At 68.3% G+C, this 24,886-nt stretch carries 25 protein-coding genes; 19 read left to right on the top strand and 6 right to left on the bottom strand.

From position 1 onward, the window contains the following. Positions 1-62: 62 nt before the first annotated feature. Positions 63-737: an NlpC/P60 family protein gene (locus ABJK40_RS16325; protein ID WP_348510344.1), complete on the bottom strand. Its 675-nt coding sequence runs from the start codon at positions 735-737 to the stop codon at positions 63-65. 237 nt (positions 738-974) lie between these two features. On the opposite strand from ABJK40_RS16325, the gene ABJK40_RS16320 reads away from it, so the two are divergent. The 5 genes from ABJK40_RS16320 to ABJK40_RS16300 all read left to right on the top strand — a co-directional run bounded on the left by ABJK40_RS16320 (position 975) and on the right by ABJK40_RS16300 (position 4,014). Then, positions 975-1,586 carry a nucleotidyltransferase family protein gene (locus ABJK40_RS16320; protein ID WP_348482405.1) on the top strand — a complete coding sequence of 204 codons (612 nt, stop codon included), beginning with the start codon at positions 975-977 and terminating at the stop codon, positions 1,584-1,586. After that, positions 1,571-2,278 (top strand): SRPBCC family protein, encoded by a 708-nt coding sequence (locus tag ABJK40_RS16315; protein ID WP_348482407.1) that lies wholly within the window; start codon positions 1,571-1,573, stop codon positions 2,276-2,278. Before ABJK40_RS16320 ends, ABJK40_RS16315 begins: the two co-directional genes overlap by 16 nt. Further along, positions 2,278-2,844 carry a DUF501 domain-containing protein gene (locus ABJK40_RS16310; RefSeq protein ID WP_348482409.1) on the top strand — a complete coding sequence of 189 codons (567 nt, stop codon included), beginning with the start codon at positions 2,278-2,280 and terminating at the stop codon, positions 2,842-2,844. The genes ABJK40_RS16315 and ABJK40_RS16310 overlap by 1 nt, the downstream gene beginning before the upstream one ends. Further along, a complete protein-coding gene (locus ABJK40_RS16305) occupies positions 2,841-3,380 on the top strand; it encodes a hypothetical protein (RefSeq protein ID WP_348482411.1) in 540 nt (179 codons plus the stop codon). The genes ABJK40_RS16310 and ABJK40_RS16305 overlap by 4 nt, the downstream gene beginning before the upstream one ends. Before the next feature lie 64 nt (positions 3,381-3,444). Beyond that, positions 3,445-4,014, top strand: coding sequence for a GNAT family protein (locus tag ABJK40_RS16300; protein WP_348510343.1), 570 nt, complete (start codon positions 3,445-3,447; stop codon positions 4,012-4,014). 148 nt (positions 4,015-4,162) lie between these two features. Here ABJK40_RS16300 and ABJK40_RS16295 read toward each other — a convergent pair whose 3' ends face one another. After that, positions 4,163-4,468: a hypothetical protein gene (locus tag ABJK40_RS16295; RefSeq protein ID WP_348482415.1), complete on the bottom strand. Its 306-nt coding sequence runs from the start codon at positions 4,466-4,468 to the stop codon at positions 4,163-4,165. 257 nt (positions 4,469-4,725) lie between these two features. On the opposite strand from ABJK40_RS16295, the gene ABJK40_RS16290 reads away from it, so the two are divergent. Both ABJK40_RS16290 and ABJK40_RS16285 read left to right on the top strand, forming a co-directional pair. After that, positions 4,726-5,856: a MoxR family ATPase gene (locus ABJK40_RS16290; RefSeq protein WP_348510342.1), complete on the top strand. Its 1,131-nt coding sequence runs from the start codon at positions 4,726-4,728 to the stop codon at positions 5,854-5,856. An 85-nt stretch (positions 5,857-5,941) separates the two neighbouring features. Continuing rightward, complete coding sequence (locus ABJK40_RS16285; RefSeq protein WP_348482966.1) at positions 5,942-9,022, top strand: DUF3488 and transglutaminase-like domain-containing protein; 3,081 nt, start codon at positions 5,942-5,944, stop codon at positions 9,020-9,022. A gap of 60 nt (positions 9,023-9,082) precedes the next feature. On the opposite strand, the gene ABJK40_RS16280 is transcribed toward ABJK40_RS16285, so the two are convergent. After that, the gene (locus tag ABJK40_RS16280) at positions 9,083-9,841 is read right to left on the bottom strand and encodes an enoyl-CoA hydratase-related protein (protein WP_348482965.1); all 759 of its coding nucleotides are present in this window, start codon (positions 9,839-9,841) and stop codon (positions 9,083-9,085) included. 159 nt (positions 9,842-10,000) lie between these two features. On the opposite strand from ABJK40_RS16280, the gene ABJK40_RS16275 reads away from it, so the two are divergent. The 4 genes from ABJK40_RS16275 to ABJK40_RS16260 all read left to right on the top strand — a co-directional run bounded on the left by ABJK40_RS16275 (position 10,001) and on the right by ABJK40_RS16260 (position 12,579). Continuing rightward, positions 10,001-10,612: a hypothetical protein gene (locus tag ABJK40_RS16275; RefSeq protein WP_348482964.1), complete on the top strand. Its 612-nt coding sequence runs from the start codon at positions 10,001-10,003 to the stop codon at positions 10,610-10,612. Positions 10,613-10,699: 87 nt separating this feature from the next. Further along, positions 10,700-11,521, top strand: coding sequence for an enoyl-CoA hydratase (locus tag ABJK40_RS16270; RefSeq protein WP_348482963.1), 822 nt, complete (start codon positions 10,700-10,702; stop codon positions 11,519-11,521). Between the two features lie 62 nt (positions 11,522-11,583). Next, a complete protein-coding gene (locus ABJK40_RS16265; RefSeq protein ID WP_348482962.1) occupies positions 11,584-11,862 on the top strand; it encodes a DUF4333 domain-containing protein in 279 nt (92 codons plus the stop codon). 48 nt (positions 11,863-11,910) lie between these two features. Further along, positions 11,911-12,579, top strand: a complete 669-nt coding sequence (locus ABJK40_RS16260) for a hypothetical protein (protein ID WP_348482961.1) — start codon at positions 11,911-11,913, stop codon at positions 12,577-12,579. 33 nt (positions 12,580-12,612) lie between these two features. Here the strand turns inward: ABJK40_RS16260 and ABJK40_RS16255 are convergent, their stop codons facing one another. Further along, positions 12,613-13,731, bottom strand: coding sequence for a GDSL-type esterase/lipase family protein (locus tag ABJK40_RS16255; protein ID WP_348482960.1), 1,119 nt, complete (start codon positions 13,729-13,731; stop codon positions 12,613-12,615). 221 nt (positions 13,732-13,952) lie between these two features. Between ABJK40_RS16255 and ABJK40_RS16250 the strand changes: the two genes are divergently transcribed. The 5 genes from ABJK40_RS16250 to ABJK40_RS16230 all read left to right on the top strand — a co-directional run bounded on the left by ABJK40_RS16250 (position 13,953) and on the right by ABJK40_RS16230 (position 20,357). Further along, positions 13,953-15,104 carry a BMP family ABC transporter substrate-binding protein gene (locus tag ABJK40_RS16250; protein WP_348482959.1) on the top strand — a complete coding sequence of 384 codons (1,152 nt, stop codon included), beginning with the start codon at positions 13,953-13,955 and terminating at the stop codon, positions 15,102-15,104. Positions 15,105-15,233: 129 nt separating this feature from the next. After that, on the top strand, positions 15,234-16,820 hold the full coding sequence (locus ABJK40_RS16245) for an ABC transporter ATP-binding protein (RefSeq protein ID WP_348482958.1): 1,587 nt from the start codon (positions 15,234-15,236) through the stop codon (positions 16,818-16,820). Then, positions 16,817-17,971, top strand: coding sequence for an ABC transporter permease (locus ABJK40_RS16240; RefSeq protein WP_348482957.1), 1,155 nt, complete (start codon positions 16,817-16,819; stop codon positions 17,969-17,971). Before ABJK40_RS16245 ends, ABJK40_RS16240 begins: the two co-directional genes overlap by 4 nt. Then, positions 17,968-19,275: an ABC transporter permease gene (locus ABJK40_RS16235; protein WP_348482956.1), complete on the top strand. Its 1,308-nt coding sequence runs from the start codon at positions 17,968-17,970 to the stop codon at positions 19,273-19,275. The genes ABJK40_RS16240 and ABJK40_RS16235 overlap by 4 nt, the downstream gene beginning before the upstream one ends. 2 nt (positions 19,276-19,277) lie before the next feature. After that, the gene (locus ABJK40_RS16230) at positions 19,278-20,357 is read left to right on the top strand and encodes an adenosine deaminase (protein WP_348482955.1); all 1,080 of its coding nucleotides are present in this window, start codon (positions 19,278-19,280) and stop codon (positions 20,355-20,357) included. Between the two features lie 105 nt (positions 20,358-20,462). Here ABJK40_RS16230 and queF read toward each other — a convergent pair whose 3' ends face one another. After that, positions 20,463-20,900: a preQ(1) synthase gene (gene queF, locus ABJK40_RS16225; protein WP_348482954.1), complete on the bottom strand. Its 438-nt coding sequence runs from the start codon at positions 20,898-20,900 to the stop codon at positions 20,463-20,465. Positions 20,901-21,008: 108 nt separating this feature from the next. On the opposite strand from queF, the gene ABJK40_RS16220 reads away from it, so the two are divergent. Continuing rightward, entirely contained in the window at positions 21,009-22,382 is a 1,374-nt protein-coding gene (locus tag ABJK40_RS16220) for a plastocyanin/azurin family copper-binding protein (RefSeq protein ID WP_348482953.1), read from the top strand. A gap of 39 nt (positions 22,383-22,421) precedes the next feature. Here ABJK40_RS16220 and ABJK40_RS16215 read toward each other — a convergent pair whose 3' ends face one another. After that, positions 22,422-23,336 (bottom strand): M14 family metallocarboxypeptidase, encoded by a 915-nt coding sequence (locus ABJK40_RS16215; protein ID WP_348482952.1) that lies wholly within the window; start codon positions 23,334-23,336, stop codon positions 22,422-22,424. Between the two features lie 108 nt (positions 23,337-23,444). On the opposite strand from ABJK40_RS16215, the gene ABJK40_RS16210 reads away from it, so the two are divergent. After that, positions 23,445-23,999, top strand: coding sequence for a pyridoxamine 5'-phosphate oxidase family protein (locus ABJK40_RS16210; protein ID WP_348482951.1), 555 nt, complete (start codon positions 23,445-23,447; stop codon positions 23,997-23,999). A 151-nt stretch (positions 24,000-24,150) separates the two neighbouring features. Beyond that, positions 24,151-24,726 (top strand): YdeI/OmpD-associated family protein, encoded by a 576-nt coding sequence (locus tag ABJK40_RS16205; protein ID WP_348482950.1) that lies wholly within the window; start codon positions 24,151-24,153, stop codon positions 24,724-24,726. The last annotated feature ends 160 nt before the right edge of the window (positions 24,727-24,886 follow it).

Raw genomic sequence — 24,886 nt, 5'->3', positions numbered from 1 at the left:
GGTCGCCGGACCTGAGCTCGATTCGGTGAACAGCGGAGAAAGTCGCCGCCCCGAGCCGGAGATCAGTCGGACTGGGTGGGGTCGCCGAAGCGCACGCTGCCACGCCGGATCGTGTCGACCTCGACGGTGCGTCCCGTCTGCACCGAGTGGACGATCGCGTCGTCGACGCCGAGGTAGAGCATCACGTGTCCCGGGTAGTAGACGAGATCTCCCGCCTGGGCTTCGTCCTTCGACAGCGACCGGGCCTCGGAGATCTGCGTGCCGCTCTGGCGGTACAGTTCCAGGCCGGCTCCCTGCCAGGCGTAGGTCGTGAGTCCCGAGCAGTCGAAGCCGACGCCCTCGGAGCTCGTGTTCGAGCGATAGGGCACACCGACCTGGGTGAGCGCGCCGAGCACGGCCCGCTGATGATCGAGCGGAGCGCTGCTCCACGCATCGACCATCGCCATCTCGTCGTAGCCCAGTTCCTTCGCCGTCCAACTCGCTGTGGCGGCGCGGTACCAGGCGAGGGTCAGTTCGTCCTCGACGGAGCCCGAGACGCGATACGCATCGAGAGCGGCGACGGCCTCGTTGGCCGCAGCGGTGATCTCGGCGGCGTGTTCGTTCACGTTCGTGGCCGCCGCTGCCGATCCACCGTCGACAGCGTTCACGCCGGCGATGCAGCCGAGCGACGACACGACCAGGGCACCGGCGAAGGCTCGGCGGCGCACGCGGGCAGACAGTGAAGGGGTGAGAGTCATGTCAGGAAGAAGCCGTTCGTCAGGAGAATCGGTCGACGCACGGACTGCGACGTGATCCCGTCATCACGACTGATCGTGACGGACGGGTAACGTATCGTCACCCAAACGCAATACTCAAGTCCCATCCGTGGCATTTCGTCATCTGAACGACATCTTGACGGTCGTTTCGTCATGGAGCGCCACGACCCGCCGCCGGTCGGTACTCTCGAGAAGTGCACCATGAGCAGGGTCGACGCGATGCCTGAGAGCGAACGGGTCCACGCGGTGGTGCTCGCCGCCGGCGCAGGATCCCGATTTCGTGACGTTGGTCACAAGCTGGCAGCTCGACTGCCGAAGACGGTATGGCGACCCGAGGAGTCGGTCTTCGACCGCTCGCTCGCAGCGGTCGTGGCGGCCCGGATCGGCCCCGTCACGGTCGTCACCGGTCGGCTGTCGGCGGTCGACCTCGGCATCGCCGACCGCACCGACGTGTCGTGCGCCCACAACGTCGACTGGGCGTCGGGCCAGATGACCTCCGTGCGCGCCGGACTGGATGCCGCGACGTCCGACGGCGCCGACGTCGTCGTGATCGGCCTCGCCGATCAGCCCGGCATCGAACCCGACGCGTGGCGTGCCGTGGCAGACGCAGCCCGATCCGGTGCCCGGATCGCAGTGGCCACCTACGACGGGCGCCGGGCGAACCCCGTCGCGCTGCACCGTGACGTGTGGAATCTGCTCCCCACCACCGGCGACGAAGGGGCGCGCACCCTGATGCGGCTACGCCCCGACCTGGTGGTTGAAGTACCGTGCACGGGTTCACCCGAGGACATCGACACCGTGAAGGATCTGACCCAATGGCAGAACAACTGAACAACGAGTTCACCGTCAATCGACCGATCGACGAGGCGTGGCCGATCATCACCGACGTCGAGAAGATCGCACCGTGCCTCCCCGGCGCCGAACTGCAGGAGATCGCCGAGGATGCCGAGCGCGGCGAGGTGTACCGCGGTGTCGTCAAGGTCAAGCTCGGAGCGATCTCCACCCAGTTCAAGGGGGACGCGTACTTCGTCGAGCGCGACGACGCGAACTACCGCGTCGTGCTGAAGGGCAAGGGTCGCGACACCGGCGGCCGCGGCAACGCCTCGGCCGACATCACCGCCCATGCCGAGAGCCTCTCGCCCACCAGCACGAAGGTCGTCGTCACGACCGATCTGCACATCACCGGCAAGGTCGCACAGTTCGGCCGCGGCATCCTCGGCGACGTCAGCACCAAGCTGATCGACCAGTTCGCCGACAACCTCAACACGATGATCGACGAGGACGGCGTCGGTGCACCCGACGCCGGAGCTGCTGCAGCACCCGCCGACGAATCCGGTGACACCGGCGTCCCCGACACCGACACCTCGGGTTCCGCATCCGAGACCAAGGTGCGCAAGATCAACGGCCCCGCTGCCGACCCGATCGACCTGATGGACGTGAGCGGGAGTTCGATCCTGAAGCGAGCTGCCCCGGCGCTCGCCGCGCTCCTCGTCATCCTGTACTTCCTCCGTCGTCGGAGCTGATGGGCGAGCCGCGCGACAGCGATCGTGAACGCGTCGCCGAGTTGCTCGGTCGCGAGCCACGCGGCGCCTACACCGTCGTCGTGCGCGACCGCACCGGCGATCCGGTCGTCCTCCGCAACGCCCCCTTCCTGGGCGACGGCACGCCGATGCCGACTCGCTACTACCTCGTGGGCGAGGAACTGGTGAAGGCGGTCAGCCGGATCGAGTCCGAAGGCTCGGTCGACATCGTCGAGGCCGAACTCGGCGACGAGATCATCGCCGACATCCACCGCCGCTACGAGGCCGAACGTGACAGCGCGATCGCGATCGACCACGTCGGCCCGCGTCCGTCGGGTGGCGTCGGCGGGACCCGGGTGGGCGTGAAGTGCCTCCACGCTCATGTGGCCCACCACCTCGCGACGGGCGACGACGAGATCGGCCGGTGGACCCTGCGTCGCGTCCCGCCCGGCACGCCGGGTCGGCCGAACATGGCGGACGACACCGCGCACGACGGTCCGTCCCTCGATGCGGGTGCGCCCGCCGGCGACGCGCACGATGCGAGCACTCCCGGACAGGTGCCGTCGTGACGCCGGGGGCACTCGTGGTCGCGATCGCCGACCGCACCGTCGATCTCGAACTCGTCGGCGGCGGCACCTGGTCGCTACCGGTCGGGCCACTCACGCTCGTCGAACGCGAACTCGATGGGGCTGACCGCCCGGCACCGGAGCAACTCACCAACGCACTCGGCATCGTCTCGGACCACCTCGACGACGTCGTCCGTTCGTCGCCGATGGTCAGCGCAGCCCCCCACGTCGTCTTGGTCGGCGACCATGCCGCGGCACTGGCACGCGTCGAGCTGGGAACCGACGAGGTCCCCGGCGACTACACCCTCGATCGGGCCGACGCCGACGAGGTGTTCCGCACACTCGTGGCCGAACCGATCGCGCAGCGGATCCACAACCCCGGCCTCGACCCCGAGCGGGTCGAATCGATCGTCGCCACCTGTTGCGTCGTACTCGCCGTGATGCGACGGCTCGAACTGACCGAGGTGGCGATCACGACCGACGCCGATGCGACCCGGCGATCCGGCACGGCCGGGTCACCCGATCGAGGGGACGACTGACGTGGCACTCCGCCATCCGTCGCGCCCACCTGCGCCGGTGTATCTCTTCGGCAGACGGGTCACGATGCGTCCGCTCGCGATCAACGACTTCCGAGAGTGGAGCGAGGTGCGACAACGCAACGGCGAATGGCTGACCGTGTGGGAACCGAGCCGCTTCGCTCACCAACCCGACCCCACCACCGACAAGTCGGCGTTCGCATCACGCTGCCTCCAACGCGATCGTGACCGGGCGGCCGGGACCGCGTTCCAGTTCGGCCTGTTCGTCGACGGCCGGGTGGCGGGCGAGGTCAACCTGAACAACGTGATCCGCGGGGCGATGCAGTCCTGCACCGTCGGCTACTGGGTCGACCAGGACCATGCCGGGAACGGGTACACGGTCGAGGGCGTGGCACTCGTGATGCAGTTCGCGTTCGAGCAACTCGGCCTGCATCGCGTGGAGATCTGCATCGTGCCGCGCAACCAGCGCAGTCGTCGCATCATGGAGAAGCTGGCCATCCGCGAGGAGGGCGTGGCGCAGCGATATCTCGAGATCAACGGCACGTGGGAGGACCACGTCCGCTACGCCATGACGAGCGAGGAGTGGCACGCCCGCCGCTCCGAGATCGTGCGCACCTGGATCACCCGCACCGCCTGAGCCCACGCCGACTCCGGGACGTCTGCGCCAACCGGCCCACACATCCGGCACCACACCGCTGGCTCCTCACGCGAAGACGCCGCCGCCGATCGGGCGTGTGGCCCGATCGACGACGGCGTCGCGATCCTGAGATCGAGTGGGATGGAACTCAGTAGCCGGCGAGCCCCGGGTTCTCCCGCGTCATCTGCAACGCTTCGATCTTCTCCATCCGCAGTTGCGTGCGGCGCTTCCACATCTTGGTCTTCCAATGGCGCTTCGTGCGACCGCGCTTGGCGAGTTTGCTCTTGGCGACCTCGGCATCGTGGTGATGCGCCGGCTTCCAAGCGCTTCCGGGCTCGTGCACGTCCTCGGGTTCGATCCCCGAGGAGACGGTCTGTGCGACGTTCTGCAACTCGACGTGGATTCGGTGGCGCTCACTGTGTGCGTGCGCCCTCCTCTCCTGCCGGGGCAGCATCTGCACAATGTCCGTATCACGGTTGCGCTGGCTCATTGGTGACCTCCTACTTAGCGGCACAGGTTGATGACGCCGCGGTGGATTCGGTTCCTGTGACGACGACTGTAGGACACCTGGCGTCCCCCGTGTGTTTGCCTCGTGTAACGATTCTGCGCGATATTTCGTGACGGACGTCACGTCACCATGTGTGGCGGGGCGCCCACGGCGCGAGTTCCGGCTCCTCGCCGCCGCATCGGCGCGCTCGCCGAGGGGGCCGGATGAACGCCGAGGAAACGTCGGGCGGAGCCGTCAAGAACCACGTCGCGCGAGCCGATGAACGCAACGTGCAACTGCCTCCGCCCCCGCATGCCCCCTCCGTCGATCCGTCGACGAGCGACACGTCGAGCACGGCGGCGCAGCTGCGAGCCGACACCGATGCACACACCGGTGCCGACACCGACGCCAGCATCGACGTGCGGTCGATCGGCCAGGAGCTCGTCGGCGCGATCGACGCGGTGGTCGCCGGACACCACGACGTGGCCGAGATCGCCGTCGCCACCCTCTTCGCACGCGGACACCTGCTCATCGAGGACATTCCCGGAGTGGGCAAGACACTGCTCGCACAGGTGATCGCCCGGGCCGTCGGCGGGTCGTTCTCCCGGATCCAGGGGACGCCCGACCTGCTTCCCGGCGACGTGACCGGCTCGATGATGCCGGTCACCGATGCGCGGGGCGGCACCGAACTGCGCTTCCGTCCCGGCCCGATCTTCGCCAACGTCGTCGTCTTCGACGAGCTCAACCGTGCCACACCGCGCACGCAGTCCGCACTGCTGGAGGCCGCGGAGGAGGCGACGGTCACCGTCGACGGCGACGCACACCGACTGCCGGGCCCATTCATGCTCGTGGCCACCCAGAATCCCATCGAGATCGCCGGGACCTACGGCCTCGGCGAAGGCTCCCTCGACCGGTTCGCGGCGGTGGTCAGCCCCGGACGTGCCGCCCCGGAGTTCGAACTCGACGTGCTCACCGGCCGACGCGGCCGAAGCATGCTCGGCGCGATCGAGGCGATCACGACCACTGCTCGGATCGAGTCGATCCAGCACGAAGTGGACCGGGTCCGGGTGTCCGATGCCGTCGGCCGCTACGTCGTCGACCTCCTCACCGCGACCCGCACCCACCCGGCCGCCCGCCTCGGAGCGTCCACCCGGGCGGGCGTGTCCCTGATCTCGCTCGCGCGGGCACGCGCCGCGCTCCACGACCGCAGCTACGTCGTGGCCGACGACGTCGCGTCACTGGCGGCCACGTCGCTCGGTCACCGCGTCATGGTCGCCGACAGCAACGGATCCACGACCGCCGGCCGTGACCTCGTCGCCGAGTGCGTCGCCACGGTCCCCGCGCCGACCGCCTGAACCATGTGCCGAGCGACCTGCTCCACCGAGTCGTGCGACCCCAAGGCCCGCCGATGACGCGCCCGGAGACGAACGGCACCGGGTCGTGACGCTGCTCGACACCGACACTGCCACACCGCCGGCTGCGGACCTGTCCGACGGACGCGTCCGCATCGAGGACCGGACCGTCGAGGCGGTCGACGCGGCGCGGACGAGCAACGATCACGGGCGTCGCGACCGCGGCCGCTGCCGGCCCGCTGCGCTCGCACCCGGATCGCTCGCCTTCCTCGGCGCATGGGGCGTCGGCCTCGCCATCGCACGGTTGACCGGAGCCGCCGCCGTCGTCCTCCTGCTCGTCGCCGGGGCCGTCGCTCTCCTCGGTTCGGTCGTCGCCGGGTGGTGGCGGTTGCGCCGGGTGTCGGTCGATGCCGTGTCGGTCGCTCGGACGGCCACGGTCGGTGACGACCTCATCCTCACCGTCCGCCACGTCGACCCTGCGCGCAGCCCCGTCGCCGTCCAGGTCGACATCCTCGGTACCACGTGTCCGCTCGACCCGTCCGGGTCGACACCCGTCGTCGTCGTGGCGCCGGCGGCAGGGGTCGTCGTCGACCTCGGCGTGACGGTCCGCAGCGCCGGCGCCGTCGGCGTGGTGTGGTGGCGTCGACGGAGCCGCCTCGCCATCGATCCACTGCACGTCGCTCCACGCGCCGACGGTGCGCCACTCCCCGTCGACCGTCGATCCACCGTCGACCCCGGCGAGTCGACCGGCGGCAATGGGCCCCGGATCGGTGACCTCGACGGCACCCGACAGTGGCGTGCCGGTGAAGGTCAGAAGTCGATCCACTGGCCGTCGACGCTGCGTTCCGGGGAGGTGATCGCATTCGACCGATCGGCGGCCACCGAGACACGTTGGGTGCTCCCGCTCACCGCCGAAGCCGGGCGCTTGCGCCGCACGATGGAGGACGGGCTGAGGCACGGCCACGCCGTCGACCTCGAGATCGACGACGAGTCGGGTCGGACCGAGCCGATCCGCCACCGGGACGACGTTCTCGTCTGGTCGGCGATCGCCGCCCACCGCCAGACCCCCGCGCAGCACTCGTCGCCCGACCGGGTCGCCGTGTGGAAGCGTCAGGTGACGCGACCGGCTCGGCGCGACTCGTCGGTTCCACTCGCTCCTCGGCAACGCCTGCTGACGGCCCTCGCCGCGGTCATCGCGTTGAACATGCTGAGCGGTGCGCTCGACGCATCACTCGCCTCGCGCGGCGCAGTCACACTCGGCATCGCCGTTGCCACCGGCCTCTCGTTCTGGGCGTCGGCCGGACGCCGCACGATCTGGATCCGAGCGCTGATCGCCGTCGTCGCCCTCGGTGCGCTGGCACGGATCGCCGTCGAGTCCGCCGGGATCGGCGGGCTCCTCGAAGCGCTGCGCGGGCCGCTCCCCGACCTGCTGCTCCTGCTCGTCGCGCTGCACGGCGCCGAGATCGTCGACCGACGCACGAACCGGGTGCACGTCGCGATCACGTTCGTCGTCGTGGCCTACGCCGCGGGGTTGAGGATCGACGGCAACGTCGGGTTCTGGCTCCTCGCCTGGGGAGTCGTGGCGATCGCTGCGATGACCGTCGGCGAACCGGTCTCGCGCACGACCCGCGTCCGCATCGCACCGATCGTCGCCTGGTGCGTCGTCGGACTCGCGGCGACGATCGGGCTCGCTGCGTTCGTGCCGATCCCCGACGGGCCCGCCAGCCTCGGGCTCCCGTCACTGTCGCCGCCCGGCGCCACCATCGACTCCTCCGGCGCCCTCCTCGGCCCCGACGGCAGCACGTCACCGACTCCCCCGCCGCCTCCCGGACAGGCGCCCGCACGAGGGGCGCTCGGGCAGGCCGGCGGGTACCCGGGGTTCTCCGACACCCTCGACACCGCCGTGCGCGGCGACCTCGGCGACGAGGTCGTGATGCGTGTGCGTGCTCCCGAACCCGCCTTCTGGCGCGGCCAGATCTTCACCGAGTTCGACGGTCGCACCTGGCGCGTCACACCCGAGAGGGGCCGCACGGTGCAGGGCCCGCAGATCGACGTGCGGCCCACGATCGGTGACCTGCCGGCGACCGGGACACCGACCGCGGAGTTCGTGCAGACCTACATCGTCGAAGCCGACCTGCCGAACGTGATCTTCGGCGCAGGTCGACCCCAGACGGTGATCTTCGACGGCAGTGTCGTCACCCGATCCGACGGAGCCCTGCGCGCCGATCGCACACTGACCGACGGCACGGTGTACTCCGTCGTGTCACAGCGCGTCGACGTCACCTCCGACGTGCTCCGCGCGCAGGGCGATCTCGGCGACTTCTTCGGCCGCTTCGAGACCGACCCCACCCTGGCGAGCGAACTGGACCGCTTCCTCGAGATCCCCGACTCGACGTCTCGGGCCACCCTGGCCCTGGCGGCCGACCTGCGCGTGCCGGGGTCCACGTACGACACGATCCTCGCCTATCAGGCCTGGATGGGGCTCAACACCCTGTACGACCTGAACGCCCCGGTTCCCGACGGCGACGCCGTCGACGACTTCCTGTTCGGATCACAACGTGGGTTCTGTGAACAGATCGCATCGTCGCTCGTGGTGATGCTGCGTTCCCAAGGAGTCCCCGCCCGTCTCGCCACCGGCTACGTGCCAGGAACCCGCGACCGGATCTCGGGCGTGTTCGAGGTGAAGGCCAGCGACGCGCACGCCTGGGTCGAGGTGTGGTTCCCCGAGACCGGGTGGGAGGCGTTCGACCCGACCGCCGAGGTGCCGCTCGCCGGTGACGCCGATCGTTCCACGGTGGGCGCCGACGCGGCCGGCGCGATCCTCGACGGTGCGCTGTCGCACCCGGTCGAGGTCGGCGGCGTGATCCTGGTCCTCGGCGCAGCGGCCGCCGCCGTCCGCGGGGTGGGCGAACTCCGGCGCCGGCGCCGGCGAGGACCGTGGGGTCTGCTCCACGACCGATTCATGCAGTTGGCGCCCGGGGCCGTCACGGCGCCCGCCGCCGCCACTCGTCTGATGGCAGTGCTCGGGCCGGACACGTTCGGCCCGCACGAGGTGGCCGACACGCTCGACCGAGTCGCGTTCGACCCCGATCACACGCCCACGAGCGACGACCGCCGGCGCGTCGCGGCCGACATCGCCAGCCTCGAACGTGAGCTCCGCGACCGCTGACGTCCACCACGTGACGTCGATCCCGGATCGACGTCACATGGGCGCTCGACGGTCGACGGGTCAGGACTTCTTGGAGGCGATCCTGGCCTTCAACGCCGCCATCCGCTCGGCGAACCACGGCTGCTGCGTCGACCAGAGCTGAGGCTCCAACTCCCGGGCGACGGCGTCGGGATGGTTGTCGATGTCCGCCATCGCCTGGATCGTCGCCTTGGTCGCGACCGCGAGCGCTCGCGGTGCCGAAGCGGCACGCGCCGCGAACTCCTGGGCGACGTCGGCGAGTTGGTCTCGCGGCACCGAGCGGAACGCGATCCCGACCCGCTCGCACTCCTTGCCATCCAGGATCTGACCGAACACGACCGCCGCCATGGCCGCCTGCGGACCGGCGATGCGTCGCAGCATCCACGTGTGGCCACCGCCGGGATGGATGCCGAGGTCGAGGAACCGCGTGTCGATCCGGGCCTCGTCGGCGATGATCCGGACGTCGCAACCGAGCGCCAGGTTCGCGCCGGCGCCGACTGCGGCACCGTTGATCGCGGCGAGCGTGGGAAGCGGGCTGCGAGCGATGCGCAGGAAGCCTTCGTAGATGTTGCCGAGGCTCTCACCGGTGGCCTCCGAGAGGTTCCCGAGGTTGGCGCCCGCGCAGAAGGCGGGGGCAGCGCCGGTCACGACGAGGGCGCCGACGCTCTCGTCGGCCTCGAACTCGTCCATCGCAGCGATGATCTCGGCGACCATGGGAGCGGTGAGCGTGTTGCGCTCGTCGGGGTTGTTCAACGTGAGTGTCGCCACCCCGTCGATGATGTCGGTCAGCACCAGAGCCATCTGGCGATCATGCCACCGCCGACCGGAGTTACGCGCACGCGGTCGTCGCGGATTCGTCCGGGTTCCGTTCCCGCAGGACCGAACCGTTTCGCCGGAGCCGGGTCGCCGGAGCGGCCAGCCGGGCACCGATGCGAGTCGGTGTGGCTAGATTCGAGACGCATGCTCGACCACGTCTTCACCGATGCGATCGGTGCACTCCGCGACGCATTCGAGTCGGCGTTCCTCGAGCGTCAGCCGTTCGAGGAACACTTCCAGTCCGACGTCCTGTCCGGCGACCTCACGTGGGAGACCAGCTACGGGTTGCCCGGTGAAGGTGAGCCGCCGCGCATCGTCGCCCACATCACCTTCGTCTGGCCGGCGTGGAGTCAGGCGGCCTATCGGCGCTGGTACGTCGAGGACGAACTCGGCGGGCAGCCGGCGATCGAGATCGAGATCGTCCTTCGGGTCCAGCAGTTGTCCGGACCGGTCGAGCCCGAACGCGTCCACCTCACTCTCCCGGCGCACTCCCCCGACATCGGCACCGACCGCCTCGAACGCTCCGGGCTCACGAGCGAGACGTCGCACCCCGACCCGGACGACCCGCTCGACCTCACCCCCGAGTTCGCCGTCGAGGTCACCTACGAGGGCTTGTACGAACTCGCCGAGGAAACCGTCGCCGACGGCCGGTCCTCCCTCCTCGACGAACACTTCGGTGCCCTCGGTGGCTGGATCGCCGCCAGCCTCGTCAAACTCGGCGACCTCGACCTCGCCTTCCTCCCCGCCGACGACTGACCAATCCTCTGTTGTTCCGTCCCGGACGGATCAACAGAGGTCGGGGCGGATGGGAGCGGCAGGGTGGCGAGCCGCGAGGATGGGGACATGACCTCCTCCGCATCGGATCCATCGACAGCGTCGCTCAGCGGCGACGACGTCGTCCTGCTCGACGTGACCGACCGGATCGCCACGATCACCATCAACCGACCCGACGCCCGCAACGCGCTGTCGAGCGAGGTCCTCGCCAAGATCCCCGAAGCGATGATGCGAGCCGAGCGTTCCGACGACGTCGACGTGCTGATCCTCACCGGCACCGATCCCGCCTTCACCGCCGGCCTCGACCTGAAGGAACTGGGATCGACCGGCGGCAACCTCGACGGCAGCGGAGCGGACGGCAGCGTGAACGCCCACGGGGTGCGTGGACCGTTCCCCGGGCTGACCAAGCCGTTGATCGGCGCGATCAACGGTGTCGCGGTGACCGGAGGGTTCGAACTCGCGCTGAACTGCGACTTCCTCGTGGCCAGCGAGCACGCCAAGTTCGGCGACACCCACGCCCGGGTGGGCGTGATGCCCGGGTGGGGGCTGACCGTGCTGCTGCCCCAGGCGATCGGTGTGCGCCGAGCCCGCGAGATGAGCTTCACCGGCAACTTCATGCTCGCCGACGAGGCCCTCCGGTGTGGCCTCGTGAACCACGTGGTCCCGCACGGCGAGCTGTTGGCGTTCACCCGACAACTCGCCGCCGACATCGTCGGCAACGAGCAGGACGGTGTCCGCCAGATCCGCGAGACCTACGCGTCGATCGCGACCGACGACGATGCGTGGGAGACCGAGTCGCGTGACGGTCGGGCGTGGCGACGCTCGAACTTCAGCCCCGACAAGGTCGCCGAGCGCCGAGCGAAGATCCAGTCGCGCGGCAAGACCCAGTGAAGTAGATTCCGCGCGCCGCCGAGGCCAGTCGATCCCGAAGCCGATCGGGCTATCTTCCCCCGATGAAGAAGTTGCTCGTCGCCCCGTTCGTCCTCGTCGCCGTCGCTGTCGGCTGCTCCGCCAGCGAGACCGATTTCCAGACTGCTGCCGAGGAAGCGATCACCGGCAGCTTCGCCGAACTCAACGACGTCGAGGTCTCCGACGCCTCGTGCGACGAGCCCGAGAGCACCGAGGTCGGCACCACGTTCGCGTGCACGGCCGAGATCGAAGGGTTCGGCACGACCGACTTCATCGCGTCGATCGTCAGCGACAACGAAGTCAACGTCGAAGCGGTCCAGTAGCGCCCGACCCGGCGTGCATCCGAGCGGACATCCTGCGATGATCGCTCCATGAGCGACACGCCCCCGCCGTTCCCGCAGCAACCCGCGCCTCCGGCGTACCCCTCGTACGGCGGTCCGGCGCAGGGCGCGCCCCCACCGGGGGCGCCGTTCACCCCGGCGCCCGGATTCCCCACCCCGGGGTCGGCCCAACCGAAGGCCGACATCCGCCCGAGGGCCCGCTGGTTCTGGATCGGCGGTCTCGTCATGGTTCTCGGGGTCGTCCTCGCGATCGTGCTCGGCGTGTTCGGGGTGATCGGGATCTCCGACACGGTCGACGATTTCGCACGTGTCTCTCCCGGCACCGACGAGGTGCGCATCGACTCGGCCGGCGACTACGTGATCTACGCAGAGGACGGGTCGTTCTTCGCAGACGTGCAGGTCCTGTCGCCCGACGGTGAACCCGTCACCACGTCGCGCTACTCGACGGAGCTCACGTACGACCTCGGCGGCCGGAACGGACAGGCCGTCTCCACGTTCGAGGCGCCCAGTTCGGGGACCTACACCGTCACCACCGACACGCGCATCGCGATCGGTCCGTCGGTCGCCGGCGAGTTGGTGCGGGCGATCCTGATCCCGTTCATCGTCACGGGTCTCGGCATCCTCCTCGGCCTGATCGTGATCATCGTGACCGCCGTCAAGCGCTCGAACTCCAAGAAGCGGGCTGCCGCCGCACACTGAACTCGGTCCACGGGACCGGGTCGGAGAACCGCCCTAGAGCGCCGCACCCATCTCACGCAGCTCCTTCTGGACCTCGATCGCGATGTCGATGGCGAGGATCTCGGCGCCGTTCTGGTTGAGGTGGAAGCCGTCGTCGGCACGCACGTCCTTGCCGGTGTTGTCCCGCGGATCGATCACGAACTCGGCCCAGCCGCCGTCTCGACCCGAGAAGCGGGTCCACGTGTCGACGAACACGACGTCGGGCCGCTCCGCCGCAGCCGCCTTGACCGCACGGTCCTGGATCGCGAGCTTCGCGGTGACATCCGGGTTGTCGTCGTTCGGGATGCCCACCCAGATCACGTGGCGGTCGTCCTCCAACAGCAGGTCCATCACCGCGCCGGCTCGCCGCTGGTACTCCTCGGTCCATTCGGCTTCGTTGTCCAGCGGGTCGCCGATCACGAACTCCAACTCGTCCTGCGGGAGCGACAGCCCCTGGGAGTCGTTTCCGCCGAAGGTCACCACGACGATGTCGGGGTCGACCTCGGGCAACTTCTGCTCCAGCTCGAGCGGCCAGTTGAAGAAATCGGGGCGGGCGAGGCCGGACGACACCTTGTAGTTCAGTTCGGTGGTGGTGACCAGCGTGCCGGCGAGCAGCGTCTCCAGGTAGGGGCCGAAGGTGCCCGCGTCGGAGTCACCCACGATGTACACCTTCGCCGGATTGGCCGACGTGGGAGGCCCGGTCTGGGTCGGTTCGTCGCCCGCCGGTGCGTCCTCGTCGTCGGCGGACGTCTCGACGTCGCCATCACCGTCACCGTCGAGGTCGGCGGCCTCCTCGACCGTGACACCGTCGTCCAACCCGAGTTCGTCGCACAGTGCGGAGTTCGCCTCGTCGGAACAGTCGAGATCCGTCTGCGCCGCGATCGGTTCGCCGTCGGAACGCTCGTCGAGCGACGTGCCGGAGTCCGTGTCCGCTCCGTCGGATTCCGCGACCGCGGTCGAGTTCCCGGGGTCGGCGGTGGCCACCTCGTCGTCGCCCCCGGCGATCGATCCGATCGCGCGGACGATCGCGTACGCGACCACGAGGACCACGACGAGCGCACCGGCGCGGCGCGCCCAGTAGTTCGGTGTCGGGCCGCTCACGGGTGCGCGAGGCGGTGGCGTGCGGGGTGCCATCTTCGCCACGCTATGTCGCCGCAGGCGCCGTCGGGCGGCATCGTGGACCGCGGATGCCACGGTCGGTCGACGTCGCATCGTCACGTCACCGCACGATGAACACCGTGTGACACCCACGCCGATCGGTAGATCGCGCTTCACACATCGGCTACCGACGGGTAGCTTTGTGCCTTCACGTGAACACCCGGACGTTCCCGGGCTCAATCCATTAAGGGGAGAACATGATCAAGAGCAAGCAGATGCTCGCGTTCGGCGTCGTCGCCGCACTGGGCCTCGTTGCCTGTGGCAGCGACTCGGACAGCGATACCGAGACCGACACGACCGAGGCCGAGGCCGAGACCGACACCACCGAAGCCGCCGGCGACACGACCGCAACCACCGAAGCGGCGGGCGACGACGCGCCGTCCGGCGACGCCATCAGCGTGGGGCTCACCTACGACATCGGTGGCCGTGGCGACCAGTCCTTCAACGACTCGGCCTTCGCCGGCATCGAGCGCGCCGAGGCCGAACTCGGCACCGCCTACACCGACCTCGTCCCGAACGACGACGGCTCGGACCGCGGCGAACTCCTGCAGCTCCAGGCCGACGAGAACGCACTCGTCATCGGTGTGGGCTTCCTCTTCGCCGACGAGGTCGTCGAAGCCGCCGGCAACAACCCCGACACGATGTTCGCAGTCGTCGACGACGCGATGCTCGACGAAGAGGGCAACCCGCGCTGTGAGAACTGCGCCGGCCTCACCTTCGCCGAGGAGCAGGGCTCGTTCCTGGTCGGCGCCGCTGCGGCACTGCAGAGCGAAACCGGCACCATCGGGTTCCTCGGTGGCGTCTCGGGCTTCGGTCTGATCGAGAAGTTCGAGGCAGGCTTCCAGGCCGGCGCACTCGCCGTGAACCCCGACATCGAGATCGTGGCGCAGTACATCACCGCCGCTCCCGACTTCGACGGCTTCACCGCTCCCGACCGTGCACGCGAGATCGCACTGTCGATGTACGCCGACGGCGCCGACGTCGTCTACCACGCAGCCGGCGGTTCCGGCAGTGGCCTCTTCGAGGCAGCCAAGGAGCAGAGCGATTCGTCGGGCACCAAGGTGTGGGCGATCGGCGTCGACTCCGACCAGTACAACACGACCGACCCCGAGCTGCAGGAGTTCATCCTGACCTCGATGCTCAAGCGGGTCGACAACGCCGTGTTCGAGATCACCGCAGCAGCGAACGACGGTTCGTTCGCCGCTGGCCAGACGGTCTACGACCTCAGCGTCGACGGTGTGGGCTACTCCACCTCGGGTGGCTTCGTCGACGCCTACGTCGACCAGCTCGAAGAGTTCAAGGCGCAGATCATCGACGGCACCATCGAAGTGCCGACCGAGCCCAGCTGATCCGACTGCACCACTGATGGAGTTCCGGCAGACCGCCGGGACTCACTAACCTCCGACGAGCGGGGCCGGTCCGCCGGCCCCGCTCGTTTCGTTTTCGCACCCCATCTCGACCCCCTCGAAGGGACCCCTGTGACCGCAGCGATCGAACTGATCGGCATCACCAAGCGCTTCCCCGGCGTGATCGCCAACGACGACGTCAACCTGACCGTGCAACGCGGCGAGATCCATGCGATCTGCGGCGAGAACGGTGCGGGCAAGTCGACGCTGATGAAGATGCTCTACGGGATGCAGGCACCCGACGAGGGCCAGATGCTGATCGACGGGGAGCCGGTCAGCCTGTCGTCACCGAGCGATGCGATCGCCCGGGGCATCGGCATGGTGCATCAGCACTTCATGCTCGCGGACCAACTGACCGTGCTGGAGAACGTGATCCTCGGATCCGAACCGGTCAACGGGATCGGCATGATCGACTTCCGTGAAGCCCGGCGCCACTTCGACGAGGTGGGCGAGTCGTACGGTCTGACGATCGACCCCGACGACCTCGTCGAGACCCTCGAGGTCGGCGAGCGCCAGCGGGTCGAGATCATCAAGGTCCTGTTCCGCGGCGCGCAGATCCTGATCCTCGACGAGCCCACTGCGGTCCTCGTTCCCCAGGAGGTCGAGGAACTGTTCCGCAACATGCGCGACCTCAAGGCCAAGGGCGCCACGATCCTGTTCATCGACCACAAGCTCGAGGAGGTGCTCGAGATCGCCGACTCGATCACCGTTCTCCGCCAGGGCAGGACCATCGCCACCGTCGACCCGAAGGACGTCACCGCCGGTGACCTGGCCGAACTGATGGTCGGTTCCGAGCTGCCGGTCCCCGACACGACGGACTCGACCGTCACCGACCAGGTGTCGCTCCAGGTGGAGGGGTTGACGGTGCTCGACGCCGACCGACGACGAGTCGTCGACGACGTGTCGCTCACGATCCATCGTGGTGAGATCGTCGGGATCGCCGGGGTCGAAGGGAACGGCCAACACGAACTGGTCTCGGCGATCATCGGCACGATGACGCCCGACAGCGGCACGGTGTCGTTGAACGGCAACGATCTCGCCCTGCGCTCCGTGCGCGAGCGCCGCGAGGCCGGCATGGCCTACGTCCCTCAGGACCGGCACGTGGAGGGTCTGTTGCTCGATGCGCCCCTGTGGGAGAACACGGCGCTCGGTCACCAGACCGAGAAGCCGTTCTCGAAGGGGATCTGGATCGACCGCGCCGGGACCCGGGCGCGGACCGAGGAGATCTGCGACTGGTACGACGTGCGCACTCCCAACGTCGACGTGTCGGCACACGCGCTGTCGGGCGGCAACCAGCAGAAACTGATCCTCGGGCGTGAGATCACCTCGGAGCCGGATCTGCTGATCGCATCGCACCCCACTCGCGGGATCGACGTCGGTGCCCAGGCAGCGGTGTGGGATCACCTCCGCACGGCGCGAGCGGGTGGACTGGCCACGTTGTTGATCTCCGCGGACCTCGACGAGTTGATCGGACTGTCCGACACGATCGTCGTGATGTTCCACGGCAAGCTCGTCGCAACGCTCGATCCCGCCGACGTCACGCCGCGCGTGCTCGGTGCGTACATGACCGGCGCCCGACTCGACGACGATGCGTCGGCGAGGACTGCGCCCCCGGCGCACCCCGAGTCGACACCCGTCACCGAAGGAGCAGGATCGTGAACCAGTCCATCGTCCGACGAGTCGTCCTCAGCATCGGCGCGCCGCTCGCCGCCGTGGTGTTCGCCGTCGCACTGTCATCGGTCGTGTTGCTCATCTCGGGGAACAACCCGTTGACCGCATTCACCGACATGCTCGAGAACGCGAGCCGCCTCGAGACCTTCGTCGACATCTTGAACAACGCCACGCCGCTCTACATCTCCGGCGTCGCCGCCGCGATCGGGTTCCGCATGAACCTGTTCAACATCGGCGTCGAAGGTCAGTATCTGATCGCTGCGTTCTTCGCCGCCGCGGTCGGCAGCGCCGGGTTCGTCGTCGACCTCCCGGCACCGCTGCACGTCGCGGTGATCCTGCTCGTCGCCATGTCGGTCGGCGCTGCCTGGGCCGGTGTCGCAGGTGTCCTCAAGGTCACCCGTGGGATCAACGAGGTGATCTCCACGATCATGCTCAACTTCATCGCCGTCGGCGGCGTCATCGCCTGGCTGCTCGTCGAGTTCCAGGACGACTCGGGTGCATCGAACTCCGGTACCACCCCACTCGACGACTCGGGCCGACTCCCGAGTCTGAACCGGGTCCTCGAACTCGTCACACGGGAGATCGGTCGGGGACGCGAACTGACCGGTGTGTTCGTGATCGCCATCGTGGTCGGTGTCGGCTACCACCTCTTCATCAACCGCACGAGGGTCGGGTTCGACTTCCGGGCCAGCGGCTACAACCCGCTCGCGGCACGTGCCGGGGGTGTCCCACCGAAACGGATGATCATGTACGCGATGCTCCTGTCGGGCGCCACCGCCGGCCTCGTCGGCATGTTCGAGGTGCTCAGCGACAAGGGTCAGTACAGCCAGAGCTTCGTGCGAGGGATCGGATTCAACGGCATCGCCGTCGCACTGATCGGTCGCAACAACGCCGTGGGCATCGGTGTCGGCGCACTGCTGTTCGGGTTCCTCTCCACGTCGTCGGGCATCCTGCAGATCACCGGCTCGGCCACACCCGAGATCGTCGAGATCATGAAGGGGATCATCGTGCTCAGCGCCGTGGTCGCCTACGAGGTCGTGCGCCGCATCCGTCTGCGGGACGAAGCGAAGTCGGCCGCCGAGGCCACCGAGCGCCGGGACGACTCCGTGCCCGCCGAGGGATCGGAGGTGCCGGCATGACCGACGTGCTCACCACTCCCCGTCCCGCCGACACCCCGGACGACGACGCCGGCCTGTTCGCGAAGTACCTGGCCCTGCCGGGGGCGATCCGGTGGATGACCGCGGCCGCGATCGGCATGCTCCTGCTGTCGATCGTGCAGGAGATCAGTGGCGAGGGCAGTTCGGTCCTCACCGAGCCCGGCACCTCCGGAGCGATGCTCCGCTTCGCCGTACCGATCCTCCTCGCCGGTCTGGGCGGCCTGTTCTCCGAACGTGCCGGCGTGGTCAACATCGGCCTCGAAGGCATGATGATCCTGGGCACCTGGTTCGGCGCATGGGGCACCGTCAACTTCGACTCACCGTGGGCCGGGCTGGTCTGCGCAGCCGTGGGCGGCGCTCTCGGCGGTCTGCTCCACGCGGTCGCCACCGTGAGCTTCGGCGTCGACCACATCATCTCGGGCGTGGCCATCAACATCCTCGCGCCGGGCCTCACCCGGTTCCTGTCCGACCAGGTGTTCAGTGACTGGGAGGGCGGCTCGATCACCCAGTCCCCGCGCGCCGTCGGTCTGCCCAAGTTCGACGTTCCCGTTCTCGCCGGTCAGGGCGGCAGCACGAGCGTCCTGGGCGACATCGACGACAGGAACCTGTTCTTCGTCTCCGACGTCGCCGGCTTCCTCGAAGGCGCACTGCAGAGCCTGTCGCTGTACACGGTGATCGCATTCGCACTCGTTCCTCTCAGCGGATTCGTGCTGTGGCGCACCCGACTCGGGCTGCGCATCCGCATCTGTGGCGAGCGTCCCGAGGCGGGCGAGAGCCTGGGCGTCAACATCTACCTGCACAAGTACATCGGCGTGGTCACGAGCGGTGCCTTCGCCGGCGTGGCGGGCGGGTTCATCGCCATGGAACTGGCGGGCATCTACCGCGAGGGCCAGACCCTCGGACGCGGATACATCGGCCTGGCCGCACTGATCTTCGGCAACTGGCGCCCGGGCGGCGTGATGCTCGGCTCGCTGCTGTTCGGGTATCCGTTCGTGCTCGCGCTGCGCGACAGCGCGGGACTGGGTACCCGTGCGCTGCTCCTGGTGATCGGCATCGCACTGATCGCCGTGCTGGTGTTCTCCGTCGTGAACCGGAAGCGGACCGACTCGATCATCGCGGGGGTGCTCGCGCTGGCGATGCTGATCTGGTGGTCCCAGAGCAGTACGGCGCCGAACTGGCTGCCGAACACGATGCCGTACGCGACCGTGCTGCTGGTGCTCGTGTTCATGAGTCAGCGGTTGCGGATGCCGGCGGCCGACGGCCAGATCTACCGCAAGGGCGGCTGACCGTGACGCTCATCGGGGCGGCTCTCACCACGGCCGAGTCGGTGGCGTTGCCGAAGGTGTTGCTGCACGACCATCTCGACGGTGGGCTGCGTCCGTCGACGGTGATCGAGCTGGCCGACGCGAGCGGGTGGACGTTGCCGTCGACCGACGTCGACGAACTGCAGGCGTGGTTCACGCGCGGTGCCGACACCGACGACATCCTCCAGTACCTGGCCACCTTCGAGCACACCTGTGCGGTGATGCAGCACGCCGATCACCTCGAACGCGTCGCGGCCGAGGCGGTCGCCGACCTCGCCGCCGACGGGTGCGTGTACGCCGAGGTGCGCTTCGCCCCCGAACTCCACCAGGCGCAGGGACTCGCTCTCGACGAGGTGGTCGAAGCGGTCACGGCGGGGTTCCGCCGGGGCGAGGCAGAGGCGGCGGCCGGCGGGTCGTCCATCGTGGTCAACGCGATCCTCTGCGCGATGCGCACCGAGGGCCGGTCGGTCGAGATCGCGCACCTCGTCGACCGGATGCGGGCGTGGGACGACAAGGTCGTCGCGTTCGATCTCGCCGGAGCCGAGACCGGGTTCCCGCCGTCGCTGCACGCCGAGGCGTTGGCGTTCGCCCGTCGCACTCAGCAGAACATCACGATCCACGCGAGCGAGCCTCCTGACCTCACCTTGATCTCCGAGGCGATCGAGTACGGAGCGCACCGCATCGGCCACGGCGTCCGGCTCCAGGCCGACATCGAGTTCTCACCCGATGGATCGATCGACACCGCCACCGGGCTGGGCCCGCTCGCGCGACACGTCCTCGACCGCCAGGTGCATCTCGAGATGGCGCCGACGTGTCACGTGCACATCGGTGCCGTCGAGTCCATCGCCACGCACCCGATCGCCGCCATGCTGCGCGCCGGCTTCAACGTCGGCGTCAACACCGACAACCGATTGATGAGCGGCGTGATGCCCTCGTCGGAGTTCGCCACCGTCGCGAACGCGCACGACCTCACGGCGGACGAGTTGCGTCAGCTCAACGTGAATGCGATCCGGTCCGCCTTCTGCCCGATCGAACAACGCCGCTCCATCGCCGCCACCCTCTGACGGTGTGGCAGGGGTGTGGCAGGGGTCTGACCCACTCCACACCCGTTGGGTCAATGGTGGGTCGGTGGTGTGGCAGGGGTCTGACCCACTCCACACCCCGTCGGGTCAGTGGTGGCGGTGGCAGACGGTCTCGACTTCGATGCCGCCCCGTGGCGCCTGGGTCACCGTGACGCTCACTGCCTTGGGGCGTGCCGAGGCCATCACCTCGTCGGCGATCTCGACGGCGAGGGCTTCGGCGAACACGGCCCGGTTGCGGAAACCCCACAGGTACAGCTTGAGGCTCTTCGACTCAATGCACCACTGATCGGGCGTGTACTCGATCACGACCGTCGACAGGTCGGGCTGCTCGGTGACGGGGCACATCGAATTCAGCTCCTCGTTGGTGAATTTCACCGAGGAGATCCCGGCGGGCGCAGGGAACACCTCCACGTGGTCGATGGCATGTCGCACCGTGGCGCCGAGGACGCGCAGTCCGCTCGTATCGGTGGTGGTTCCGGTCGAGACGCCGGTGGCCGAGGCCGTGATCTGGTCGGTCGATTCCATCCGTTCACGCTACCGATGGCCGTCTGCCGGCGAGCTCGGGCACGCTCGGCAGTCGAACTGCCACTATGGTGACGGAGCACTTTCTTTCGACACCGTGGGGGTAACGACGTGCGCAAGACCTTGATGGGCGTTGCCGTGGTGGCAGCCGTGACCGTTGCCGCATGTTCCGGCTCCGATTCCTCGACGGCACCGGAAACGGTCACGCCGTCGGAGTCGGCGCCGACCACCGAGGCCCCATCGGAACCGGAGACGACGGCGGCACCGACCACCGAGGCTGCGCCGACGACGGCAGCCGAGACGACCACGACGATCGACCCGAACGAGGCGCGCACGATCGAGCAGATCAACGCCTACGTCGACCAAGCCGCAACGTTCGATCAGGCCGCTGCCGACGCGCAGTTCCCCGAGGGACTCACGTTCGCGGCGGGCGGTGCGCCGGGATTCTCCCGCTACGTGTTCCGTGAGACGAGCGCCGGCGTGGTTCCCACGCTGGTCGAGGGTCCGCTGGAGTCCACGGTCCGCTGCCAGGACACGGACCTGCCGTGCTCGTACCTCGAACTGAAGGAATTGCACGAATCGGGCGGCACGATCCCCGACGAACTGCAGATGACCCCGGAGGAACTGGCCGAACTGGTTGCGCAACTCGACGAACTCACCGCTTTCGCCGTGGCGCACGCCGACATCGACGCAGCCTGTGCCGAGGGGTTCGTCAGCGACCGGATCCAGACCCCCAACATGGGCACGCACCTCTACAAGGGGTCGTCGATCGCCAACGGATTCGACCCGGGCGAGCCCGAGATCCTGCTCTACGCGCTGGCCGACGACACCATGCCCACCGCTCCGCTCGGTCAGTGTGTCGACGGCGCCTGGACCGGTGAGCCGATGCAACTGATCGGGACGTCGTTCCTCATTCCGCCTCAGATCATCGGCAACGACCATCCGCAGACCTTCGCGGGGCCGCTCGACAACTGGCACATCCACTACAACCTGTGCCGTGGTGCGTCGGAGGGTCGTGACTCCTTCCTGCCGATCACCGAGTGTCAGGCGGCCGGTGGCAGCTTCAGTGCGTCGCTCGGCTGGATGATCCATGCCTGGGTCGACCCGTTGCACGACAACGACCTCGGCGTGTTCTCGATGTGGAACCCGACGGTGGCACCGATCTCGGATCCGAACGCGATCTTCGAGACCCGCGAGGTGCAGGGCTCGGACTTCCCGGAGGGCGCCGAACAGTCGCTGATCACCGACTTCGTCTACAACGGGGATCTCCAGCTGGCGGTCGGGCAGTCGCTGTTCTTCAACAACGTCGATGCCGTGCCCCACACGGTGACGGCCGGAACGTTCGACGCCCCGATGTTCGACGAGTTCGACTCAGGCCTCCTCGACCCGGGCACGAACTTCGAACTGAGCTTCGACGAGCCCGGCGTCTACAGCCTGTTCTGCACCCTGCACCCCGACATGCAGGCCACCGTCACCGTCGAATAGGTACCGTCGAATCGGCACCGTCGAGGCGGCACCGTCGCCTCACACGTTGGCGAGCACGAAGTCGAGGCCGGCGCGGACCGCTGCGACCTGAGCCGAGATGCAGATGGCAGGAGTCGCCTGCGGACTGTCGGGATACACCTCGGTCGTGGTGGTGAACCGTGCTCGCGTCACGCCTGCGCACAAGCCCCATTCGGCGTTGCGGTACTCGATCACCCCGGGCTGGGTGACGTCGGATCCGATGATCTGGCCGTGGTCGTCCGCCGGGGCGATGTGCGTCACCTCGGCGACGCCGGCGATGATCGCAGCCTGGAACTCCGGTTGCGGATTCTCGGTGTCGCCGACTGTGTAGAAGCCGTCGGGAATGGCACCCGGCTCGAGCTGCAGCCCGTCGCGAGCGGCGAGCGCGGGCCGAAATTCCGACTCGTCGCTGTCGGTCGTCTCGTGCAGATCGATGTGGACGAGGACGTCCTCTCCGAGGTCGGCGAGCAATCCCGACAACGAGGCCGACTCCTCGACGTCCGTCCCGGGTGTGAACGACCGGTTGGGATCGACGCAGTTCGGGTTCCACCGATTGACGGTCTCGTACCCCCACGGGCTGACGCACGGTGCCACGACCAGGTTCAGCCGGTCCCGATAGCTCGACGCGTGTGAGGCGAGGAACGTGAGTGCACCCTGGACGCCGCTCGTCTCGTAGCCGTGCACTCCCCCGGTGATCAGTGCCCAGGGAACATCGGCGCGTTCGGATGCGACCTTCACCGCCATCAACGGGTACCGCTCCGGATCGATCGACAGTGCGCCGTACTGGTACACCTCGAACGTGTCGTCGAGTCCGTCGAGTCTCGCCAGTACTTCGTCGCGGTAGCTGCGCTGGACCGACTGCGACTCGAACCACTGCCGTTTCTCGGCCTCGCCCCACGGCTCGCCAGGGACACCGATCGGATGGAAGCGCTCCATGGATCGGCAACGTACCAGTCGACCGGAACACGGCCCTCGGCGTGCGGACGATCGTGGCGGGATGCACACCTGTCGCCGGCGTGTGTCGCGATGGTCCACACTGACGGCATGGGACGTACGTTCGACGACATCACCGAACCGATGAAGCAGTTCATCGAGCAACAGCACGTGTTCTTCGTGGCGACCGCACCGCTCGACGGTGCGGGTCGGGTCAACCTGTCGCCCAAGGGGTACGACTCGTTCCGGCTGCTCGACGAGCAACGCGTGGCCTATCTCGACCTCACGGGCAGCGGTGCCGAGACGATCGCCCACCTGCGGGAGAACGGTCGGATCACGTTCATGTTCTGCGCGTTCGAGGGCAAGCCGAACATCGTCCGGCTCCACGGCACCGGTCGGGTCGTGCGCGCTGCCGACGGAGAGTGGGACGGTCTCCTCGAGCTGTTCGACGGTGCCGATGCGGCCGATGGTGCCGTTCGGTCGATCATCGTCGCCGACATCGATCGGACGTCGATGTCGTGCGGCTACTCGGTGCCGTTCATGGAGTTCACCGACGACCGTCGCCGGCTCCTCGACTGGGCCGAGGACAAGAGCGAGCAGGACCTCGAGGACTACTGGGCGGCGAAGAATTCGACGTCGATCGACGGACTCCCTGCGCTCGGATGACGGGCGGCGGCGTCGGCCGCCTCGCAGATGTGCTGAGCTGGGTCCGCCAGCCGGAACGCCGACCCACCCGTCCAGATCGAAGGAGCGCCCGCCGGACATGACCGAGCCGTCCGAATCGACCCCACCCAAGTCGGCGTCGGAGCATCCATCCGTGTGGAAGTTCGACTACCCGATCTTCCACGCGGAGAACCGCGAGCAGTGGCGGGCGTGGCTCGCACATCACCACGAATCCGAGCGGGGCGTGTGGCTGTGTTCGTGGCGGTCCACGACGGATCGACCGCGGTGCCCGTATCCCGAAGCGGTCGAGCAAGCGATCTGTTTCGGTTGGATCGACTCGACCGCGGCCGTGCTCGACGACGATCGCGGCCTGCAGCTCATGACGCCGCGCAAGGCGAAGAGTTCGTGGACCCGGCTCAACCGTCAGCGTGCGGCGGACATGGAGGCGGCGGGGGACATGACCGATGCCGGTCGGCGTGTGATCGAGATCGCGAAGGGCAACGGTTGGTGGACGATCTTCGACCCGGTCGAAGACCTCGTCGAACCCGACGAACTCGCAGGAGCGCTCGATGCGCGTTCCGACGCACGGGCGAACTGGGATGGCTTCTCCCCGAGCTCGCGCAAGCAGATGCTCTGGTGGGTCGTCAGCGCGATCCAGCCGGCCACAAAGACGGACCGGATCGGTCAGATCGTCGAGGCCGCAGCCGACGGTCGCAAGGCCAAGGGGTGACCGATCGGCCGAACGGGTCCCGGTGCGTGGTCAGCCTTCCAAGCTGATGATGCGGGACCGATTCCCGTCGTCCGCTCCACGCCGTGCGTCGTCGCCCGCCAGGACATCACCCGCCCGAGTGTCGAACTCCGCTTCAGACGTCGGGGATCGACCCGTCGAC

Origin of the sequence: Ilumatobacter sp., assembly GCF_039969435.1 — a bacterium.
Lineage (GTDB): Bacteria > Actinomycetota > Acidimicrobiia > Acidimicrobiales > Ilumatobacteraceae > Ilumatobacter_A.
The sequence above is the reverse complement of the archived record's forward strand: the minus strand, read 5'-3'. Positions and strand labels throughout refer to the sequence as shown.